Origin of the sequence: Marinobacter sp. UBA3604, from assembly GCF_002375325.1 — a bacterium.
Lineage (GTDB): Bacteria > Pseudomonadota > Gammaproteobacteria > Pseudomonadales > Oleiphilaceae > Marinobacter > Marinobacter salarius.
Genome location: NZ_DFMB01000025.1, coordinates 14,551 through 31,605, shown reverse-complemented (window position 1 = coordinate 31,605; position 17,055 = coordinate 14,551). Strand labels below are relative to the sequence as shown.

Genomic DNA, 17,055 nt, shown 5'->3' with positions numbered 1-17,055 from the left:
GCAACGATGACGACAGGCACCGCTGACTTCGAGAGCCTGCTGGGCGATTTTAGAGAGGATGTACTGCATGTACAGCCCACGCTGACGGGCATGCCCGTATTCTGGGTGTCGCGAGAGAGTATCGTCGATATTCTGGCGCACCTGAAGCGGCAGCCAGCGCCATTTTCCATGCTCTATGACCTGTCGGCCGTGGATGAGCGCTTGCGTGGTCACAGGAACGGTCTGCCAGAGGCTGACTTCACCGTGTTCTACCACTTGCTGTCGGTGGAGCGTAATGAAGACCTGATCCTGAAGGTTGGGCTGCCAGAGAGCGATTTGCGGGTGCCCACCGTTAGCAACGTCTTCGCCAATGCCAACTGGTACGAGCGGGAAATTCTGGACATGTTTGGCATCGCCGTCGCCGGACACCCGCATCCGGAGCGGATCCTGATGCCGCCGACCTGGACAGGCCACCCGCTGCGGAAGGATTACCCCGCCCGGGCCACCGAGTTCGACCCCTATACCCTGACTGTGAAAGGCCAGGATGCAGAACAGGAAGCCATGCGGTTCGACCCGGAAGCCTGGGGCATGCAGCGTGAACGTGACGGGGCGGAGTTCATGTTCCTCAACCTGGGGCCCAACCACCCATCCGCCCATGGGGCTTTCCGCATCGTGCTGCAACTGGACGGTGAGGAAATCGTCGATTGCGTGCCAGACATTGGCTACCACCACCGGGGCGCCGAGAAGATGGCCGAGCGCCAGTCGTGGCACAGCTTTATTCCCTACACCGATCGCATTGATTACACCGGTGGCGTGATGAACAACCTGCCTTACGTGCTGGCCGCAGAAAAACTGGCCGGTATTGAGGTGCCGGACAGGGTGAAGGTGATTCGGGTGATGATGGCCGAAATGTTCCGCATCACCAGCCATCTGCTGTTCCTCGGGACGTACCTGCAGGATCTGGGGGCCATGACGCCGGTGTTCTACACCTTCAGCGACCGGCAGCGGGGCTATGAGGTGATCGAAGGCATTACCGGATTTCGCATGCACCCGGCCTGGTACCGCATTGGCGGTGTGATGCAGGATTTGCCCCAGGGTTGGGAAAAACTGGTGCAGGGCTTTCTGGACTGGATGCCTGCACGCCTGAAGGAATACGAGCGGGCGATGATGGAAAACGCCATCGTGCGCGAGCGGACTCGCCATGTGGCGGCCTTCAATACAGCCGAGGCACTGGAGTGGGGGGTGACCGGGCCTAACCTGCGGGCCACCGGCTGCGATTTTGATTTGCGTAAGCAGCGGCCTTACTCCGGTTATGAACAGTTCGATTTTGAGGTGCCGCTGGGCCACAACGGGGATGTGTTCGATCGGGGACAGTTGCGTATCGACGAAATGCGCCAGAGCCTTCGAATCATCCAGCAGTGCGTCAACAATATGCCCACGGGTGACTACAAGGCAGATCATCCGCTGACCACGCCGCCACCCCGGGAACGCATGCTCCAGCACATTGAAACTCTCATTACCCACTTCCTGCAGGTGTCCTGGGGGCCGGTGCTGGAACCCAATGAATCCCTGCAGATGATTGAGGCCACCAAGGGCATCAACAGTTATTACCTGACCAGTGACGGCAACACCATGAGCTACCGTACCCGCATCCGCACCCCGAGCTTCCCGCACCTGCAGCAGATACCGGCGGTGATGCGCGGAGGCTTCGTGCCGGACCTGATCGCCCACCTGGGCAGTATCGACTTCGTGATGGCAGACGTGGACCGCTGATGATGGCAACAACACCGCAGACACATCGGGTTATCGGCACCGACGGATTCGAACTTGATCCCGCGGACGAGGCTGCGATGCTGGAAGAAGTAGGGCACTACGAGCAGCCTCAGGCCGCGTGCATTGAGGCCCTGAAAATTGTCCAGCGCCGTTATGGTTGGGTGCCGGACGGTGCCATTGGCGCTATTGCAAAGGTGCTTGGTATCGGCCCCGCGTCGGTAGAGGGCGTGGCGACCTTCTACAGCCTGATCTTCCGTCAGCCGGTGGGCCGGCATGTGGTGCTGGTCTGTGACAGCAGTTCCTGTTTTCTGAGTGGTTTCGACGAATTGAAACAGGCGTTGGCGAGCCATCTTGGAATCGACTATGGCCAGACCACAGAAGACGGCCGGTTCACCCTGCTGCCGGTCTGCTGCCTGGGTGCCTGCGATGGCGCGCCGGCGCTGATGATTGACGATGATACCTATGGCCCGGTGTCGCCGGACGACCTGCCGGGCCTGCTGGAGGGTTACCCATGAGCGAGTCCATTTCCAGCCAGCGAACATCCGTGCGTTATCGCAGCCGGCTGTTGCAACCGGAGGCAGACCGTCATCCGGATACCCATCCGCTGACCTGGCGGCTGCGGGACGACGGCGAAGTGATCTGGCTTGACGAATACCTGCGCAAGGAAGGCTACCAGTCGGTTCGCAAGGCGCTGGACAACGGCGACCCTCAGGCCATCATCGCCACCATGAAAGGCGCCAATGTGCGAGGCCGCGGCGGTGCAGGCTTTTCCGCCGGGCTCAAGTGGAGCCTGACCCTGCAGGGCGGCGGCATGCCCCGGGGCTACCTGATCTGCAATGCAGATGAGATGGAACCAGGCACCTTCAAGGATCGCCTGTTGATGGAGCAACAGCCTCACCTGCTGATCGAAGGCATGGTACTGGGGGCTTTGGCCAACAATTCCTTTTACGGCTACATCTTTCTACGCGGTGAATACGTGGAGGCAGCGGGAGTTCTGAACCGAGCTCTGGACGAAGCCAGGGAGGCCGGTTGGCTGGGAGTCAACATCAATGGCAGCGGCTTTGATTTCGACATTGCCGTGCATACCGGCGCAGGGCGGTACATCTGCGGCGAGGAAACCGCGCTGATCAATTCGCTGGAAGGCAAGCGGGCCAACCCACGTGCCAAGCCGCCGTTTCCGGGTCAGTCCGGGGCCTGGGGCAAACCCTCGGTGGTGAACAATGTGGAAACCCTGTGCAACGTGCCGGCGGTGATCCTCAAGGGTGCGGACTGGTATCAGGCACTTTCCGGTGATCGCATTGATGACGGCGGCAGCAAACTCTATGGCGTGTCCGGCCCGGTGGAGAAGCCCGGCCTGTGGGAGTTGCCCATGGGGACAACCGGCGCCGAAATTCTCGAGCGGGCTGGGGGTATGCGTGGCAACCGATCACTCAAGGCCTGGCTGCCAGGTGGCGCCAGCACCGGGTTTCTGTTGCCGGAGCATCTCGAGCTGCCGCTGGATTTCGACACCGTGGGCAAGGAAGGCAGCCGCCTGGGGACGGGGCTGCTGACGGTGGTACCTCAGGAACAGAGCATGGTGGCGCTGATGCGCAACCTGGAGGAGTTTTTTGCGCGGGAATCCTGTGGCTGGTGCACCCCCTGTCGGGACGGGCTGCCGTGGACGGTCAAACTGCTGTGGGCACTGGAACTGGGGCAGGGTGAAACCGGCGATATCGAACTACTGGACAAGCTGGCGGCGGACTGCGGCCCAGGGCTGACCTTCTGCGCCCATGCGACCGGCGCCGCCATGCCGTTACAGACGGCCCTCAAACACTTCCGGCAGGAGTTTGAGCAGGGCGTCAGCAAACCCAGGGGTAAGGCCCATCAGGACCCGATTCCGGTGGGAGAAGTCTGAGCAAAAGTCATCGAAGGATAGGCAGGCAACATGGCGACGATTCACGTGGATGGACAACGCTATACGGTCAATGGAGCCCACAACCTGCTCCAGGCGTGTCTGTCCCTCGGCCTGGATATTCCCTATTTCTGCTGGCACCCGGCCATGGGCAGTGTGGGTGCCTGTCGCCAGTGCGCGGTCAAACAGTATAAGGACAAGGACGACGACAAGGGCATGGTGGTGATGTCCTGCATGACGCCCGCCGCGGACCAGACCCGCATTGATATCGACGATGAGGAAGCCAAAGCCTTCCGCGCCAGTGTGGTGGAGTGGCTGATGATCAACCATCCCCATGACTGCCCGGTGTGCGAGGAGGGCGGGCATTGTCACCTGCAGGACATGACGGTGATGACCGGCCATGATCGCCGCCGTTACCGGTTCCGCAAGCGCACGCGCCGGAACCAGTATCTGGGGCCGTTCATTGCCCATGAGATGAACCGGTGCATTACCTGTTACCGCTGTGTGCGTTTTTACAACGACTACGCTGGTGGTACCGACCTGGGGGCCTTTGGTGCCAAGGATAATGTCTATTTCGGTCGCTACGAAGAAGGCATTCTGGAAAGCCCCTTCGCCGGCAATCTTACGGAAGTATGCCCCACCGGCGTGTTCACGGATCAGAGCCATTCCGAACGTTACACCCGCAAGTGGGATCTGCAGTTTGCGCCCGGCATCTGCCACCAGTGTTCAATGGGTTGCAACATCAGCCCGGGGGAGCGGTACGGAGAGTTGCGCCGTATTGAAAATCGCTACCACGGTGAGGTGAACGGGTATTTCCTCTGTGACCGGGGCCGGTTCGGCTACGGTTACGTCAACCGGGCAGATCGGCCGCGACTGCCGGAATGTCGGGAATCGTCAGGCAGTGATCCGGTCAGCCTCGAAGTGGACACCGCTCTGGCCCGTATCAGCGACGCTCTGCGCCATTCCCGCCGGGTGATCGGCATCGGCTCGCCACGGGCCAGCCTGGAGAGTAATCACCAGTTGCAGGCATTGGTCGGCGTGGAAAACTTTTCCACCGGCATTGAGTCGCGGGAACAGGCCTGCCTTGACCTGATGAATCATCTGCAACGCCATACCGGCCTGCCAACGCCCACGCCCCGCGAGATGGAAGATCACGACGCCGTGTTGGTTCTGGGCGAAGACCCGGTCCAGAGCGCCGGTCGTCTGGGCTTGAGCCTTCGTCAGGCCGCGCTGTCGCGTCGTGAGGCACTGGGCGAGACCATTGGTGTGCCCGCCTGGAATGCTGAAGCCCTCAAAACCCTGGCGCAGGATCGTTACCACCCGCTGTTTATCGCCTGGCCCACCGCTACAGACCTCGATGATGTGGCTGCGGCTCGCTATGCCTTGAGTCCCGATGAGATTGCCAACCTTGGCTTTGCGGTGGCCCATCGGATCGACCCGGCAGCCCCGCCAGTGGAAGGGCTTTCTGAGGCCATGGCTGAGGCTGCTGAAACCATTGCCACTGCTTTAATGGCGGCGGAGCGTCCGCTGGTTATCAGTGGTGGATCGCTGGCCTCCGAACCGGTACTGGAAGCGGCCGGGAATGTGGCCCGAGCATTGTCCCGGCGTGCCAAACGGGGCGGGCTGGCACTGATACGGCGCGAGGCCAACAGCACGGGCTTGTCCCTGATGGGCGGCCAACCACTGGACTGGGCGCTGGAGGAACTGACCAATGGCCACGCGGATGCCGTGGTGGTGCTGGAAAACGACCTGTACCAACGAGTGCCCCGGAAAACGGTGGATGCAGCGCTGGCGCCGGCAGAGATCTGCGTGGTGCTTGATCATCAACGCACAGCAACGGCCGAGCGCGCCAACTTCCTGCTTTCTGCGGCCAGTTTCGCGGAGGCGGACGGTACGCTGGTTAACCTGGAAGGCCGGGCGCAACGCTTCTTCCAGGTATATGACCCCGGTTACATGCGGCCGGAAAGCCGTATTCATGAAAGCTGGCGCTGGTTGCACGCACTGGCGGTGAACATGCAAGGCGAGAAAGCCGGTGATATCACCCTGGATACCGTCATTGCGGCGTGTGTCGAGGCTCATCCAGAGCTGGGCGGTATGGAGGAAGCCGCTCCCGCCCCACACTACCGCATTGATGGCCTGCAGCTGGCGCGGGAGCCCCACCGGTACAGTGGCCGTACCTCCATGCGGGCGAACCAGGACGTCAGCGAACCACGAGTGCCGCAGGACCCGGATTCCGCGTTTGCCTATTCCATGGAGGGCTACAGCGGTTACCACGAGCCCCGGCAGCAGGTGCCCTTTGCCTGGGCGCCCGGCTGGAACTCGCCCCAGGCCTGGAACAAGTTTACCGACGAAGTAGGCGGCCATTTGCGCGGCGGTGACCCCGGCGTGCGTTTGATGTGTCCGGTCCCGGGGCAGGGCCATTACAGCCGACCGCCTCAACGTGCCGAGGGCGTCGAAAGCGTCGAAAGTGGAGAACGCTCGCCAGCTTTACGGGCCCTGATTCTGCCGCGGCTGTTTGGTGGCGAAGAGACGTCCTCATTGGCCGTGCCCATTCAGGAGCGTACGCAAACGCCCAGTGTCACCCTGAGCATGGATGACGCTGAACACTTGTCGATCCGGGGCGGTGACACGGTGACCATTCTTGGGGAAGCGCTATTGGTGGTTCAGCAGGATGGCTGGCCCAAAGGCTGGATCGGTCTTCCAGCCGGGCTGATTGCCGGACTGCTTCCGGGAGAGCCGGTAGCACTGGACAACTCTGCCGGAGGTGAGCCATGAGCTGGTGGACTCCGCAACTGGCTGCCATTGCCTGGGGGATGTTCCAGGCACTGGTGATCCTGCTGGGCGCCGTGCTTCTGGGTGCGGTTATGACAGTGGTGGAACGTCGCCTGCTGGGGCTCTGGCAGGACCGTTACGGGCCCAATCGGGTCGGGCCGTTTGGCACGCTGCAATTGGTTGCGGACATGATCAAGATCTTCTTCAAGGAAGATTGGATACCGCCATTCGCCGACCGGCCGCTGTTCGTCCTGGCGCCGGTGATTGCCTTTGCCTCATTGCTGCTGTCGTTTGTCATTATCCCGATCACCCCCGGTTGGGGCGTGGCGGACATGCACATTGGCCTGCTGTTTTTCCTGGCCATGGCTGGGGTCAACGTCTACGCGGTGTTGCTCGGGGGCTGGTCCAGCGGCAACAAATACGCGCTGCTGGGCGCCATGCGAGCCACGGCCCAAACACTGTCGTACGAAGTGTTCATGGGGTTGTCGCTGATGGGGGTGGTGGCCATGGCCGGGTCGTTCAACCTGCGAGACATCGTCAACGCCCAGGAAGGTTTCTGGTTCATCATTCCCCAGTTCTTCGGTTTCGCCACCTTCCTGATCGCCGGTATTGCTGTCACGCACCGCCACCCGTTCGACCAGCCGGAAGCGGAACAGGAACTGGCCGACGGGTACCACATTGAATACTCCGGCATGAAATTCGGCCTGTTTTTCATCGGCGAATACGTCGGCATGGTGCTGGTGTCGGCGCTGATCGTCACGCTGTTCTTTGGCGGCTGGCACGGCCCGTGGCTGCCACCAATCCTGTGGTTCGCGCTCAAGACCGGCTTCTTCCTGATGCTGTTTATCCTGCTGCGGGCATCGTTGCCCCGGCCCCGCTATGACCGGGTGATGAGTTTTGGCTGGAAGGTGTGCCTACCGCTAACACTAATCAACTTACTGGCGACGGGGGCGGTGATGCTCCTGGTGGCTGAATAAGGGAGGACTTATGGAAAGAGAAAAGGTCCCGATCATCAAACACATGCTCTGGCTGTTGCCGGCCACCTGGTCGCAATTGCGCACCCTGGGCATGGTGTTCATGCACAGTTTTCGCAAGCGGGAGACAGTGAACTATCCGGAACAACAGGTCTATCTGCCACCGCGCTACCGCGGCCGCATTGTGCTGACCCGCGATCCGGACGGCGAAGAGCGTTGCGTGGCCTGCAACCTGTGTGCGGTGGCCTGCCCGGTGGACTGCATCTCGCTGCAGAAGGGAGAGCAGGAAGACGGCCGCTGGTACCCGGAGTTCTTCCGCATCAACTTCTCCCGCTGCATCTTTTGTGGCATGTGCGAGGAAGCCTGCCCGACGTCGGCCATCCAGCTGACGCCGGACTTCGAGATGGGCGAGTATGATCGCCAGCAACTGGTGTACGAAAAAGAGGATCTGCTGATCAATGGTCCCGGCAAGGACCATGACTACCACTTCTACAAGGTAGCGGGCATGGCCATCGGGGGTAAAGACAAGGGCCAGGCCCAGAACGAGGAGGCGCCGGAGGATGTGCGCACGTTGTTACCCTGATAGTCACCGCAATAGTGACCGTAAGCCGGAGGAGGCAACCTGATGGAGCTAGCCTTCTATGTCAGTGGACTGGTGGCGGTGCTGGCGACCATTGGCGTGATCACTGGCACCAGCCCGGTTCATGCGGTGGTGTATCTGATCGTGTCGCTGATCGCCGTGGCACTGGTGTTCTTTGCCCTGGGGGCACCGTTTGCCGGCGCCCTGGAAATTATCGTGTATGCCGGGGCGATCATGGTGCTGTTTGTGTTCGTGGTGATGATGCTGAACCTGCGGTCGGATGCGGAGCGGGAACAGTCCTGGCGGAATCCTCGCCATTGGGCAGGGCCATCGTTGCTAACGTTGCTGCTTCTGGGTGCCCTGGCGGCCCTGATCGGTCAGGGTGGCATCGGGCAGATGATCGATGGTGAGCTGCTGACCGCACGGGCCGTAGCCCTGACCCTGTTCGGGCCCTGGTTGATGGTGGTGGAGCTGGCCGCCATTCTCCTGCTGGCGGCCCTGGTGACAGCGTCCCATGTGGGGCGGCGATCAAATCCTTTGCGAAAGCAGACGACATTGGACAACCGCAACCAGGGAGGCAACTCATGACGGGTATTCCCATGGAGCATGGGCTGATCCTGGCCGCCATTCTGTTCAGCCTGGGGCTGCTGGGGCTGATGCTGCGCCGCAGCATGCTGTTTGTGCTGATGAGCCTGGAAGTCATGCTCAACTCGGCGGCGCTGGCATTTGTGGTGGGGGCCACGGCCTGGAACCAGCCGGACGGCCAGGCCATGTTCCTGCTGGTCATTACCCTGGCGGCGGCGGAAGCCAGTGTTGGGCTGGCGCTGATGATCCAGCTTTACCAGCGCTTCCGCGCCCTGAATCTGGATGCCGTTAGCAGGATGCGTGGATGATGGCGATGGCAGTGACTCTTTCGTTTCTGTTGCCTCTGGCGGGCACATTGATACTCGCGTTCAGCGGCGGGCGCTTGGGCGCATTGGCCAGTTCCGTAGTGGGCGTCGGTAGCGTGGGGCTGGCGGCGCTGGCCACGGCCTGGGCGACGATGGCTCATGCCGGCGGCAGTGAAGGGATAACCCTTTGGACCTGGATTGCCGTCGGGGATTTCCAGCCCACCATCGGCCTGGCAGTGGATGGCCTGGCGCTGGTGATGATGTCAGTGATTACCGGTGTGGGTTTCCTGATTCACCTCTTCGCCGCCTGGTACATGACCGGTGAGGAAGGCATTACCCGCTTCTACGCCTGGATGAACCTGTTTGTGTTCAGCATGATGCTGCTGGTGCTGGGAGACAACCTGCTGCTGTTGTTCCTCGGCTGGGAGGGTGTCGGCCTCTGCAGCTATGGCCTGATCGGCTATTACTACCAGGGCAGCGCCAATGGCTGGGCGGCTTTCAAGGCGTTCGTGGTAACCCGCATTGGCGACGTGTTCCTGGCGCTCGGGTTGTTCCTGATCTTCATGGAGCTGGGCACGCTCGATATCCAACAATTGCTGGCCCTGGCTCCGCAGCAGTGGCAGGAAGGCAGTACCACCGCCAACCTGGCGGCGTTGCTGGTACTTGGTGGTGCCCTCGGCAAGTCGGCTCAGGTGCCGCTGCATACCTGGTTGCCCGACGCCATGGCTGGCCCCACGCCGGTGTCTGCGCTGATCCACGCGGCGACCATGGTCACGGCGGGCGTGTACCTGATTGCCCGGCTCAATGGCCTGTTCCTGCTGGCCCCGGATGTGCTCCTGCTGGTCGGCGTGATCGGGGCAGTGTCTCTGCTGCTGGCGGCCTTTGCGGCTCTGGCCCAGACCGATATCAAGCGCGTGCTGGCATACTCCACCATGAGCCAGATTGGCTATATGTTCGTGGCGTTAGGGGTAGGCGCGTTCGATGCCGCGATCTTCCATCTGGTGACCCACGCCTTCTTCAAGGCACTGCTGTTCCTGTCAGCCGGGGCAGTGATCATCAGTTGCCACCACGAACAGGACATGCGGCGGCTTGGCGGGCTTTGGCGCAAGCTGCCCGTGGCTTATGGTGGCTTCCTCGTGGGCGGTGCGGCGTTGGTGGCATTGCCACTGGTGTCGGCTGGCTTTTTCAGCAAGGACGAAATCCTGTGGCAGGCAATGGCGGCTGACCAGACCGGCCTATTGATTGTTGGATTGCTGGGCGCGGTGTTGACCGGCATCTATACGGTTCGACTGATCCTCGGCACCTTCCATGGCGAGCCGGGAAGCGACCACGCCCGCCATCCGGAACCCGGCACCAACCCACTGACTCATCACCTGCCGTTGATGGTGCTGGCGGCGCTGTCGACCTTTATCGGCGCCTGGCTCTATCCGGGCCTTGGCGGACTCTTCCCGGATGCACCCGGAGAAGCAGCGGAAACCGGCCACACCCTGTTGCAGGTGCTTGCCATGGGCGCCGCTATCGCGGGGTTGCTGTTGGCAGCATGGCTGTTCCTTTGGCGGCGTGACTGGCTTGCAAAACAGGTCGGGCAGGGCATAGGCGCCCGCCTGTGGACACTCTGGCACCATGCGTGGGGTTTTGACGCCCTGTTTGACCGGGTGCTGGTGCAGCCCTGGCAGTGGATGGTAAAGGTTCTGAGGGTGGATCTGGTGAACCTGGTGATGAATCTGCCAGCGCTATTGGCGCGTGCGCTTAACGCCGGGCTGGTGAAAAGCCAGAACGGTCGCGTGCGCAGCTACGCCCTGGTGATGGTACTGGGCGCCACGATCATCCTGCTGGCTCTGGCGGTGTTGCCGGGAGGGGTAGCATGATCCTTGTGTGGCTGATCCTGATCCCGTTTGTGGGTGGACTGCTGTGCTGGCAGGCGGACCAGTGGGGCGACAGGGCACCTCGCTGGATAGCGCTGGCCACCATGTTGTTTGTACTGGTTATCAGCCTGGTGCTCTGGGCAACCGGTGATTTTGCGTTGCCGGGCGAGGTCACCAGGCATTGGCTGCTGGAATGGAGAACGTCCTGGATCCCGCGTTTTGGTATTGAGATTCATCTGGCGATGGACGGCCTGTCGCTGATCCTGGTGGCGTTGACTGGCTTCCTCGGCGCACTGGCCGTGCTCTGTTCCTGGCACGAGATTGACCACCGTGTGGGCTTTTTCCACCTGAACCTGCTGTTCATCCTCGGTGGTGTTGTGGGCGTATTCCTGGCGCTGGACCTGTTCCTGTTCTTCCTGTTCTGGGAAATGATGCTGGTGCCGATGTACTTCCTGATTGCGCTCTGGGGGCACAGCGGCTCGGCGGGGCAGACCCGGATTCGAGCCGCTACCCGATTCTTCATCTACACCCAGGCCAGTGGCCTGCTCATGCTGGTGGCGATACTCTCACTGGTGTTCGTGCATTACGCCAACACCGGCGAACTGTCCTTCAGCTACGACACCTTGCTGGATACCGAGGTCCCGGAGGCGCTGGCGCCGTGGCTGATGCTGGGCTTCTTTGTGGCCTTTGCCGTGAAGCTGCCGGTGGTCCCATTCCATGGCTGGCTTCCGGATGCCCATGCCCAGGCGCCGACCGCCGGCAGTGTCGACCTCGCCGGTATCCTGTTGAAAACCGCCGCCTACGGCATCCTGCGGTTTGCGCTGCCGCTGTTCCCGGAAGAGTCCCAGGCGTTTGCGCCTGTCGCCATGACACTCGGGCTGGTGGGCATTATCTATGGCGCCGTACTGGCGTGTGGACAGCAGGACATCAAGCGCCTGATCGCCTATACCAGTATTTCCCACATGGGCTTCGTGCTGATTGCTTTGTATTCAGGCTCGGAACTGGCGATTCAGGGCGCGATCATCCTAATGGTGGCCCATGCCTTCTCCAGCGCCGGGCTATTTATTCTCAGCGGCCAACTGTATGAGCGCATTCACACCCGTGACATGCGGATCATGGGCGGCTTATGGGGTCGAATCCCGGTGCTGCCCGGTTTTACCCTGTGTTTCGTTGCCGCCTCCCTGGGTATGCCTGCCACCGCCAATTTCGTGGGTGAATTCATGGTGCTGTTTGGTACCTTCCCCAGCGCGCCGGTCGTGGTGGTGATTGCCAGCGTGGGGCTGGTGCTGGCGGCGATATACTCCCTGCTGCTGATGCAGCGGGTGCATTATGGCCCGGAATACCGCCAGGGCGCCCTGAGAGGGCCGGACGCGAGAGAATACGGCATGATGTTGGTGCTGCTTGTGCTGACGGTGATGGTGGGGCTCTATCCTCAGCCAATACTCGACATTACCGCCCCGATAGCGGGCCCGGCTGCCGAGCTGTTTGAGCAAGCCGGGGCAGAACTGGCCAGCCGCGCAGGGGAGGTGAACTGATGCTGACCCTGGCAAATCTGGTTGCACTCATACCAATGATCGTCGTTGGTGCCACCGCGGTGATCGTCATGCTTGGCGTAGCCTGGCAGCGGCACCATGGCGCCACGGCGTTGGTTTCGGCCGTTGGGCTGGTATTGGCTCTGGCCTGCGTGCCTGTGGCCTCTACAGCATTGTCATCGCCGCCACTGATGACTATGGATGGGCTGGCGTTAATGGGCAGCGTGCTGGTGCTGTTGTGTGCGCTGGTCACGGTCGCCCTGAGTCATCATTACCTGACCGGTTACATTGGCCCCAAGGAAGAGTTTTACCTGTTGCTCTTGTGTGCGGTGACCGGGGCACTGGGGCTGGTGGCCAGCGACCATCTGGCGACCCTGTTCATCAGCCTGGAGCTGCTGTCGATGCCCCTCTACGGCATGTTGGCCTATAGCTTTCGGGCAGAACGGTCTCTGGAAGCCGGCATCAAGTACCTGGTTCTGTCTGCGGCCGCGACGGCGTTCCTGTTGTTTGGCATGGCGTTGATCTATGCCCGTACCGGGCATCTCGACCTGGCGGGCCTGGCGACGGGGCTGGCAAACACCTCCGATGCGTGGACGCTGGCTGGGGCTGTGTTGATGCTGGTGGGGCTTGGCTTCAAGCTCTCCATTGTTCCCTTTCATCTCTGGACGCCGGACGTATACCAGGGTGGGCCTGCGCCGGCCACCATTTTCCTCGCCACGGTCAGCAAGTTGGCGGTGTTCGTGCTGTTACTGCGTCTGGTGACCGTTGCGCCGGTGTTTAACAGCGACTGGTTGAACACGCTGATAACACTGCTGGCCCTGATCACCATGTTGGGGGGCAACCTGTTGGCGTTGTTCCAATCCAACCTGAAGCGACTGCTTGGCTATTCCTCCATTGCCCATTTTGGCTACCTGATGGTGGCTATCGTTGCAGGTGGGGCACTGGCAGTAGAAACCGTGGGGGTTTATCTGGTGACCTACCTTGTCACCACACTGGCAGCCTTCGGCGTGGTTACCCAGCTGTCCAGCCCGTTCAGTGGTGAAGATGCCGCCGGACTGCACTATTACCGTGGGCTGTTCTGGCGCCGTCCATGGCTGGCAGCCGTGATGACCGTGAGCTTCCTGTCCCTGGCTGGCATCCCGCTCACGGCGGGGTTTATCGGCAAGTTCTATGTATTGGCACTGGGGGTTGCTGAAAACCGCTGGTGGCTGGTGGGCGGTATCGTCGCAGGCAGTGCCATTGGCCTGTTCTACTATCTGAGGGTGATGGTGACCCTGTACCTGCCGGAACCCGGCATGCGCCGTATGGACGCCACCAACGACTGGGGTAACCGCATTGGTGGGCTGACGCTGCTGGTCGTGGCCGTGTTGATCCTGGTGCTGGGTGTTTATCCCTCGCCAATGATCCAGTGGGTGGCCGGGCTGTCGGCAACGGCTTTCTGACGTTTAGCTCCGAAAGTTGCGGCTCGGGTGGAAGCACCGCTTTGCTCTATTTACCAAGAAGCTCACCGACTGGGCGTAAATTAACGACATGGTCGCACAATGACTTGACGATCATCAGGATTGGAGTGGCAACCACGAGGCCTACGGGTCCCCAGAGCCAGCCCCAGAACAGCAGGCCGATAAAGATGGCAACCGCGTTGAGGCTGGAGATATGGCTGGTAAGCCAGGGCGTCAGCAGATAGCCCTGAACGCTGGTGATGGCCAGCGACGTGCCGGCAACAATGATCGACATCTCCAATTCGCCAAACTGGATAAAGGCGGCCACACCTGTGCCCATAAGCACCAGGAACGGACCCAGGTACGGCACGGCACTGGCGACGCCTGCCAAAACACCCCAAAAGCCGGCCTGTTCAACGCCCAATGCCAAAAACGCCAGCCAGGTCAGCACGCCCACAAATACGGCACCTACAAACATCACAAACAGGAACTGCCGTACGCTGCGATGGAACTCGTTCATGATTCGGGCGGCTTTACGCATTCGTGCGAAGGATGGCCCGGATATTTTGACGATCTTGCGTCTGTACAGTGATCCAATGGCGAGCATGAAATACACCAGCAACAACGCCGAGAAGCACTGGGAAATCAGCACCAGCGCTGCCGGGGAACCCTGAAGCACGTAGTCTTTGATCTCGAGGGGTTCGTCCACCACGCGCACGGGCGTTGCACCCGATCGGGAGACGTCTTCGTTGCCCTGATCGGGGCTGGCGGTGGCTTCAATTTTCTTTGCGGCGGATTGCGCTTTTTCCATCATGCTTTCCCCATCCTTGGGGCGGCTGGCCTCATTCTGCTGAAACTGTTCGATGGCCACCGGTATCTTGTCCAGCATAGCCATGGCTTCCTGCTTCAGGGGAATACTGGCTCCGGCAATGATACCGATAAGCAGAATCAGCACCACAGCCGCCGCCAGGGGGCGGGGTACTTTCAACCGATTGATTGTGGCAACAAGGGGTTCAAGGGCGTAGCTGATTAACACGGCCACCACCAGTGGCAAAAGAACCGCCTGGGCCCAGTCGATAAAATAAAGGGTTGCAATACTTGTGAGTGTGATAAGCGACATGCTGCGCATGTTGATGGCGTCAATCAGCGCCTGACTGTTCTGGGAGTTGTTGTCTGCTCCCGACTCCTCACGCTTTGTCTTATCGCCGTTCTCCATGGGATATTGCCTCCGTGTCTAATCGGTAAAACCGTTGCAGCGCTTCGTAGACTTCCGGCTGTTCCGCTTTCAGGTGCTCCGGTTGTTGGTAAAAGGCTTCCGTCAGCACTGCAAAAAACTCGGCGGGTTCGGTGGCGCCGTATGGGTCCAGCCAGGGCTTCTGGTGATGTTGAAGCGATTGCCTCAAGTGTTCATAGGCCCGAGTCATCGTTTCCTGCCAATGTCTTGCCTGTTCGCCACTGAGTGGCGGAGCGCCGTCCGCAGTGCCGTCCAGGTAGTCCAGCTGGTGGGCGAATTCGTGAAGAATGACGTTGTGGTGCCCATCAGGGTTGACGGCACCTTCCTCGCACTGTGTCCAGGCCAGAACCACCTGTCCATAACTTGAGGCTTCGCCCGCGCGAATCTCGTTACTCTCGCTCACCACCAGGCCATCATGCTCAATATCCCTGACACGATAGGCATCCGGATAGACCAGGATACTGCGGATGTCGTCGAAGTCGGAATAGCTGCGGTTCATAATGAGCAGGCAGGCATGTCCCGCGATGGTCAGGCGTACGGTGTCGTCCACCTCGAACCCATCGCAGCCGTAAAAGGATTTCTCCGCCAGGAACAACTGTACATGCTGTTCCAGTTGTCGTTTCAGCTTGGCCGGCAACCCGGGGAATAGGGGCACCTGGGACTCGAGCGTCGCGCGCCAGTTCTCCGGAAAGGGAGTTTGAAGCTGTCTCTCGCGACGCCAGTTGCGGTAGAAAAACAGATAGAAAACCGAGGCGGCAATCACGGACATCGCGCAGAGAGTGTAGATCAGCATGGGCAAGATTCCGGGGCCGTGTGGTGATTTGACATTTTAGTTCAGTTTGCTAATTAATTAGGTGTTGGGTAGCAACATTCCCACTGTGCGATTGAATTCTGATGCCGTTCATCATAGGGGGTTGTAGGGCGGCCGTCAGGGAACTTTTCGTTACTTCCTATCAGTAGTGGCCACCAGGTCGTTCCGTGGCATGGAAGCATAAAGGAATCTGCTCCATGTATATCGTAACCAATAGAACCGTCGATGAAAGCAAACACACAGAGAGCGAGGCCTTCGGCAGTAAACCCATTGAAGGCCCCAACGAGTTGCGGCTGGCGGAGGCATCCCGCCGGCGAAACCGCTGGCATATTGATATCCTGCCTGACCAGATCACACCGCAAATGGCGAAGAGTGTCGATCTTAATCCCGACAATACCTACCCGGCGAGCGCCTACGTGGCCCGCAAACTGATCGAGAGATCCGGCCACGGCGCTGGTGCGCGCCCGAACGGAAGAAACCTGCTGTTGTTTGTTCATGGTTACAACAACGATATGACTGATGTGCTTGATCGTGCCGAAAGGCTGGAGCAGAACTTCGGCGTTGAAGTCATTGTGTTCAGTTGGCCCGCCAATGGTGGAGGGTTGCACGGCGTGCTCAGCTACAAGAGCGACAAGCGGGACGCCCTCGCCTCGGTAGGGGCATTCAATCGCGTGCTGGAGAAGCTGGAAGCCCTGGTGAGCGACTTTCATGCGCAGTACGTGATGGATCTGGAGGCGCGTGCGGAAGCCCGGTTTGCAGACAACGCCGCCGCGTGGGACCGCTACTTTGCGAAGGAAGTCGAGAAGCACTGCCCGTTCACTGTGAATCTGATGTTGCACAGCATGGGGAACTATCTTTACAAGCATTTGCTGGGGAGTTCGGTGTACAGCGGAGATCGGCTGCTGTTCGATAACGTTGTGATGGTGGCCGCGGACACCAATAATGAAAACCACGCCGAGTGGGTGGACCGAATTCCCTACCGCAATCGTCTCTATATCACCATCAACGAAAACGACGGAGCACTAAAGGCCTCACGCCTGAAAATGGGCGAACAGCAAAAAGCCCGGCTTGGCCATTACCTGCGCCGGCTGGATTCCAGGGTGGCGACCTATATCGACGTTACCGATCAGCCCTATGTCGGGGATTCGCATGCCTATTTCGAGGATAAGCCGTTGAACAACAAAAAGGTGCTGGAGTTCTTTCGGGTCGCGCTGAATGGTCAGGTAGCCGAGAAACCGACACGCTACGATCCCTCACGGAATGTTCACCGACTATAGATCTCGGGGGGTGAATCCTTACAGGACGTATCTTTATG

Annotated in this window: 14 protein-coding genes; 12 read left to right on the top strand and 2 right to left on the bottom strand. The window is 60.3% G+C overall.

What is annotated here, in order from left to right:
- Nucleotides 1-6: 6 nt before the first annotated feature.
- The 11 genes from nuoC to nuoN are packed head-to-tail and all read left to right on the top strand — an operon-like array spanning nt 7 to nt 13,698.
- The gene (nuoC, locus tag B2590_RS07310; protein ID WP_286809983.1) at nt 7-1,752 is read left to right on the top strand and encodes an NADH-quinone oxidoreductase subunit C/D; all 1,746 of its coding nucleotides are present in this window, start codon (nt 7-9) and stop codon (nt 1,750-1,752) included.
- On the top strand, nt 1,752-2,267 hold the full coding sequence (gene nuoE, locus B2590_RS07305; RefSeq protein WP_286809966.1) for an NADH-quinone oxidoreductase subunit NuoE: 516 nt from the start codon (nt 1,752-1,754) through the stop codon (nt 2,265-2,267). The genes nuoC and nuoE overlap by 1 nt, the downstream gene beginning before the upstream one ends.
- The gene (nuoF, locus tag B2590_RS07300; protein WP_286809967.1) at nt 2,264-3,646 is read left to right on the top strand and encodes an NADH-quinone oxidoreductase subunit NuoF; all 1,383 of its coding nucleotides are present in this window, start codon (nt 2,264-2,266) and stop codon (nt 3,644-3,646) included. The genes nuoE and nuoF overlap by 4 nt, the downstream gene beginning before the upstream one ends.
- Before the next feature lie 30 nt (nt 3,647-3,676).
- Nucleotides 3,677-6,418: an NADH-quinone oxidoreductase subunit NuoG gene (nuoG, locus tag B2590_RS07295; RefSeq protein ID WP_286809968.1), complete on the top strand. Its 2,742-nt coding sequence runs from the start codon at nt 3,677-3,679 to the stop codon at nt 6,416-6,418.
- Nucleotides 6,415-7,392 carry an NADH-quinone oxidoreductase subunit NuoH gene (gene nuoH / locus B2590_RS07290; protein WP_286809969.1) on the top strand — a complete coding sequence of 326 codons (978 nt, stop codon included), beginning with the start codon at nt 6,415-6,417 and terminating at the stop codon, nt 7,390-7,392. The genes nuoG and nuoH overlap by 4 nt, the downstream gene beginning before the upstream one ends.
- A gap of 31 nt (nt 7,393-7,423) precedes the next feature.
- Entirely contained in the window at nt 7,424-7,972 is a 549-nt protein-coding gene (gene nuoI / locus B2590_RS07285; RefSeq protein WP_036205735.1) for an NADH-quinone oxidoreductase subunit NuoI, read from the top strand.
- Between the two features lie 42 nt (nt 7,973-8,014).
- A complete protein-coding gene (nuoJ, locus tag B2590_RS07280; RefSeq protein WP_286809970.1) occupies nt 8,015-8,557 on the top strand; it encodes an NADH-quinone oxidoreductase subunit J in 543 nt (180 codons plus the stop codon).
- A complete protein-coding gene (nuoK, locus tag B2590_RS07275) occupies nt 8,554-8,862 on the top strand; it encodes an NADH-quinone oxidoreductase subunit NuoK (RefSeq protein WP_286809971.1) in 309 nt (102 codons plus the stop codon). The genes nuoJ and nuoK overlap by 4 nt, the downstream gene beginning before the upstream one ends.
- The gene (nuoL, locus tag B2590_RS07270; RefSeq protein ID WP_286809972.1) at nt 8,859-10,727 is read left to right on the top strand and encodes an NADH-quinone oxidoreductase subunit L; all 1,869 of its coding nucleotides are present in this window, start codon (nt 8,859-8,861) and stop codon (nt 10,725-10,727) included. The genes nuoK and nuoL overlap by 4 nt, the downstream gene beginning before the upstream one ends.
- Nucleotides 10,724-12,259 carry an NADH-quinone oxidoreductase subunit M gene (gene nuoM, locus B2590_RS07265; protein ID WP_286809973.1) on the top strand — a complete coding sequence of 512 codons (1,536 nt, stop codon included), beginning with the start codon at nt 10,724-10,726 and terminating at the stop codon, nt 12,257-12,259. The genes nuoL and nuoM overlap by 4 nt, the downstream gene beginning before the upstream one ends.
- The gene (gene nuoN / locus B2590_RS07260; protein ID WP_286809974.1) at nt 12,259-13,698 is read left to right on the top strand and encodes an NADH-quinone oxidoreductase subunit NuoN; all 1,440 of its coding nucleotides are present in this window, start codon (nt 12,259-12,261) and stop codon (nt 13,696-13,698) included. The genes nuoM and nuoN overlap by 1 nt, the downstream gene beginning before the upstream one ends.
- Nucleotides 13,699-13,744: 46 nt before the next feature.
- On the opposite strand, the gene B2590_RS07255 is transcribed toward nuoN, so the two are convergent.
- Both B2590_RS07255 and B2590_RS07250 read right to left on the bottom strand, forming a co-directional pair.
- Nucleotides 13,745-14,911: an AI-2E family transporter gene (locus tag B2590_RS07255; protein ID WP_286809975.1), complete on the bottom strand. Its 1,167-nt coding sequence runs from the start codon at nt 14,909-14,911 to the stop codon at nt 13,745-13,747.
- Nucleotides 14,895-15,722 (bottom strand): zinc-dependent peptidase, encoded by an 828-nt coding sequence (locus B2590_RS07250; RefSeq protein ID WP_199448926.1) that lies wholly within the window; start codon nt 15,720-15,722, stop codon nt 14,895-14,897. The genes B2590_RS07255 and B2590_RS07250 overlap by 17 nt, the downstream gene beginning before the upstream one ends.
- 215 nt (nt 15,723-15,937) lie before the next feature.
- Between B2590_RS07250 and B2590_RS07245 the strand changes: the two genes are divergently transcribed.
- Nucleotides 15,938-17,017, top strand: a complete 1,080-nt coding sequence (locus B2590_RS07245) for an alpha/beta hydrolase (RefSeq protein ID WP_286809976.1) — start codon at nt 15,938-15,940, stop codon at nt 17,015-17,017.
- The last annotated feature ends 38 nt before the right edge of the window (nt 17,018-17,055 follow it).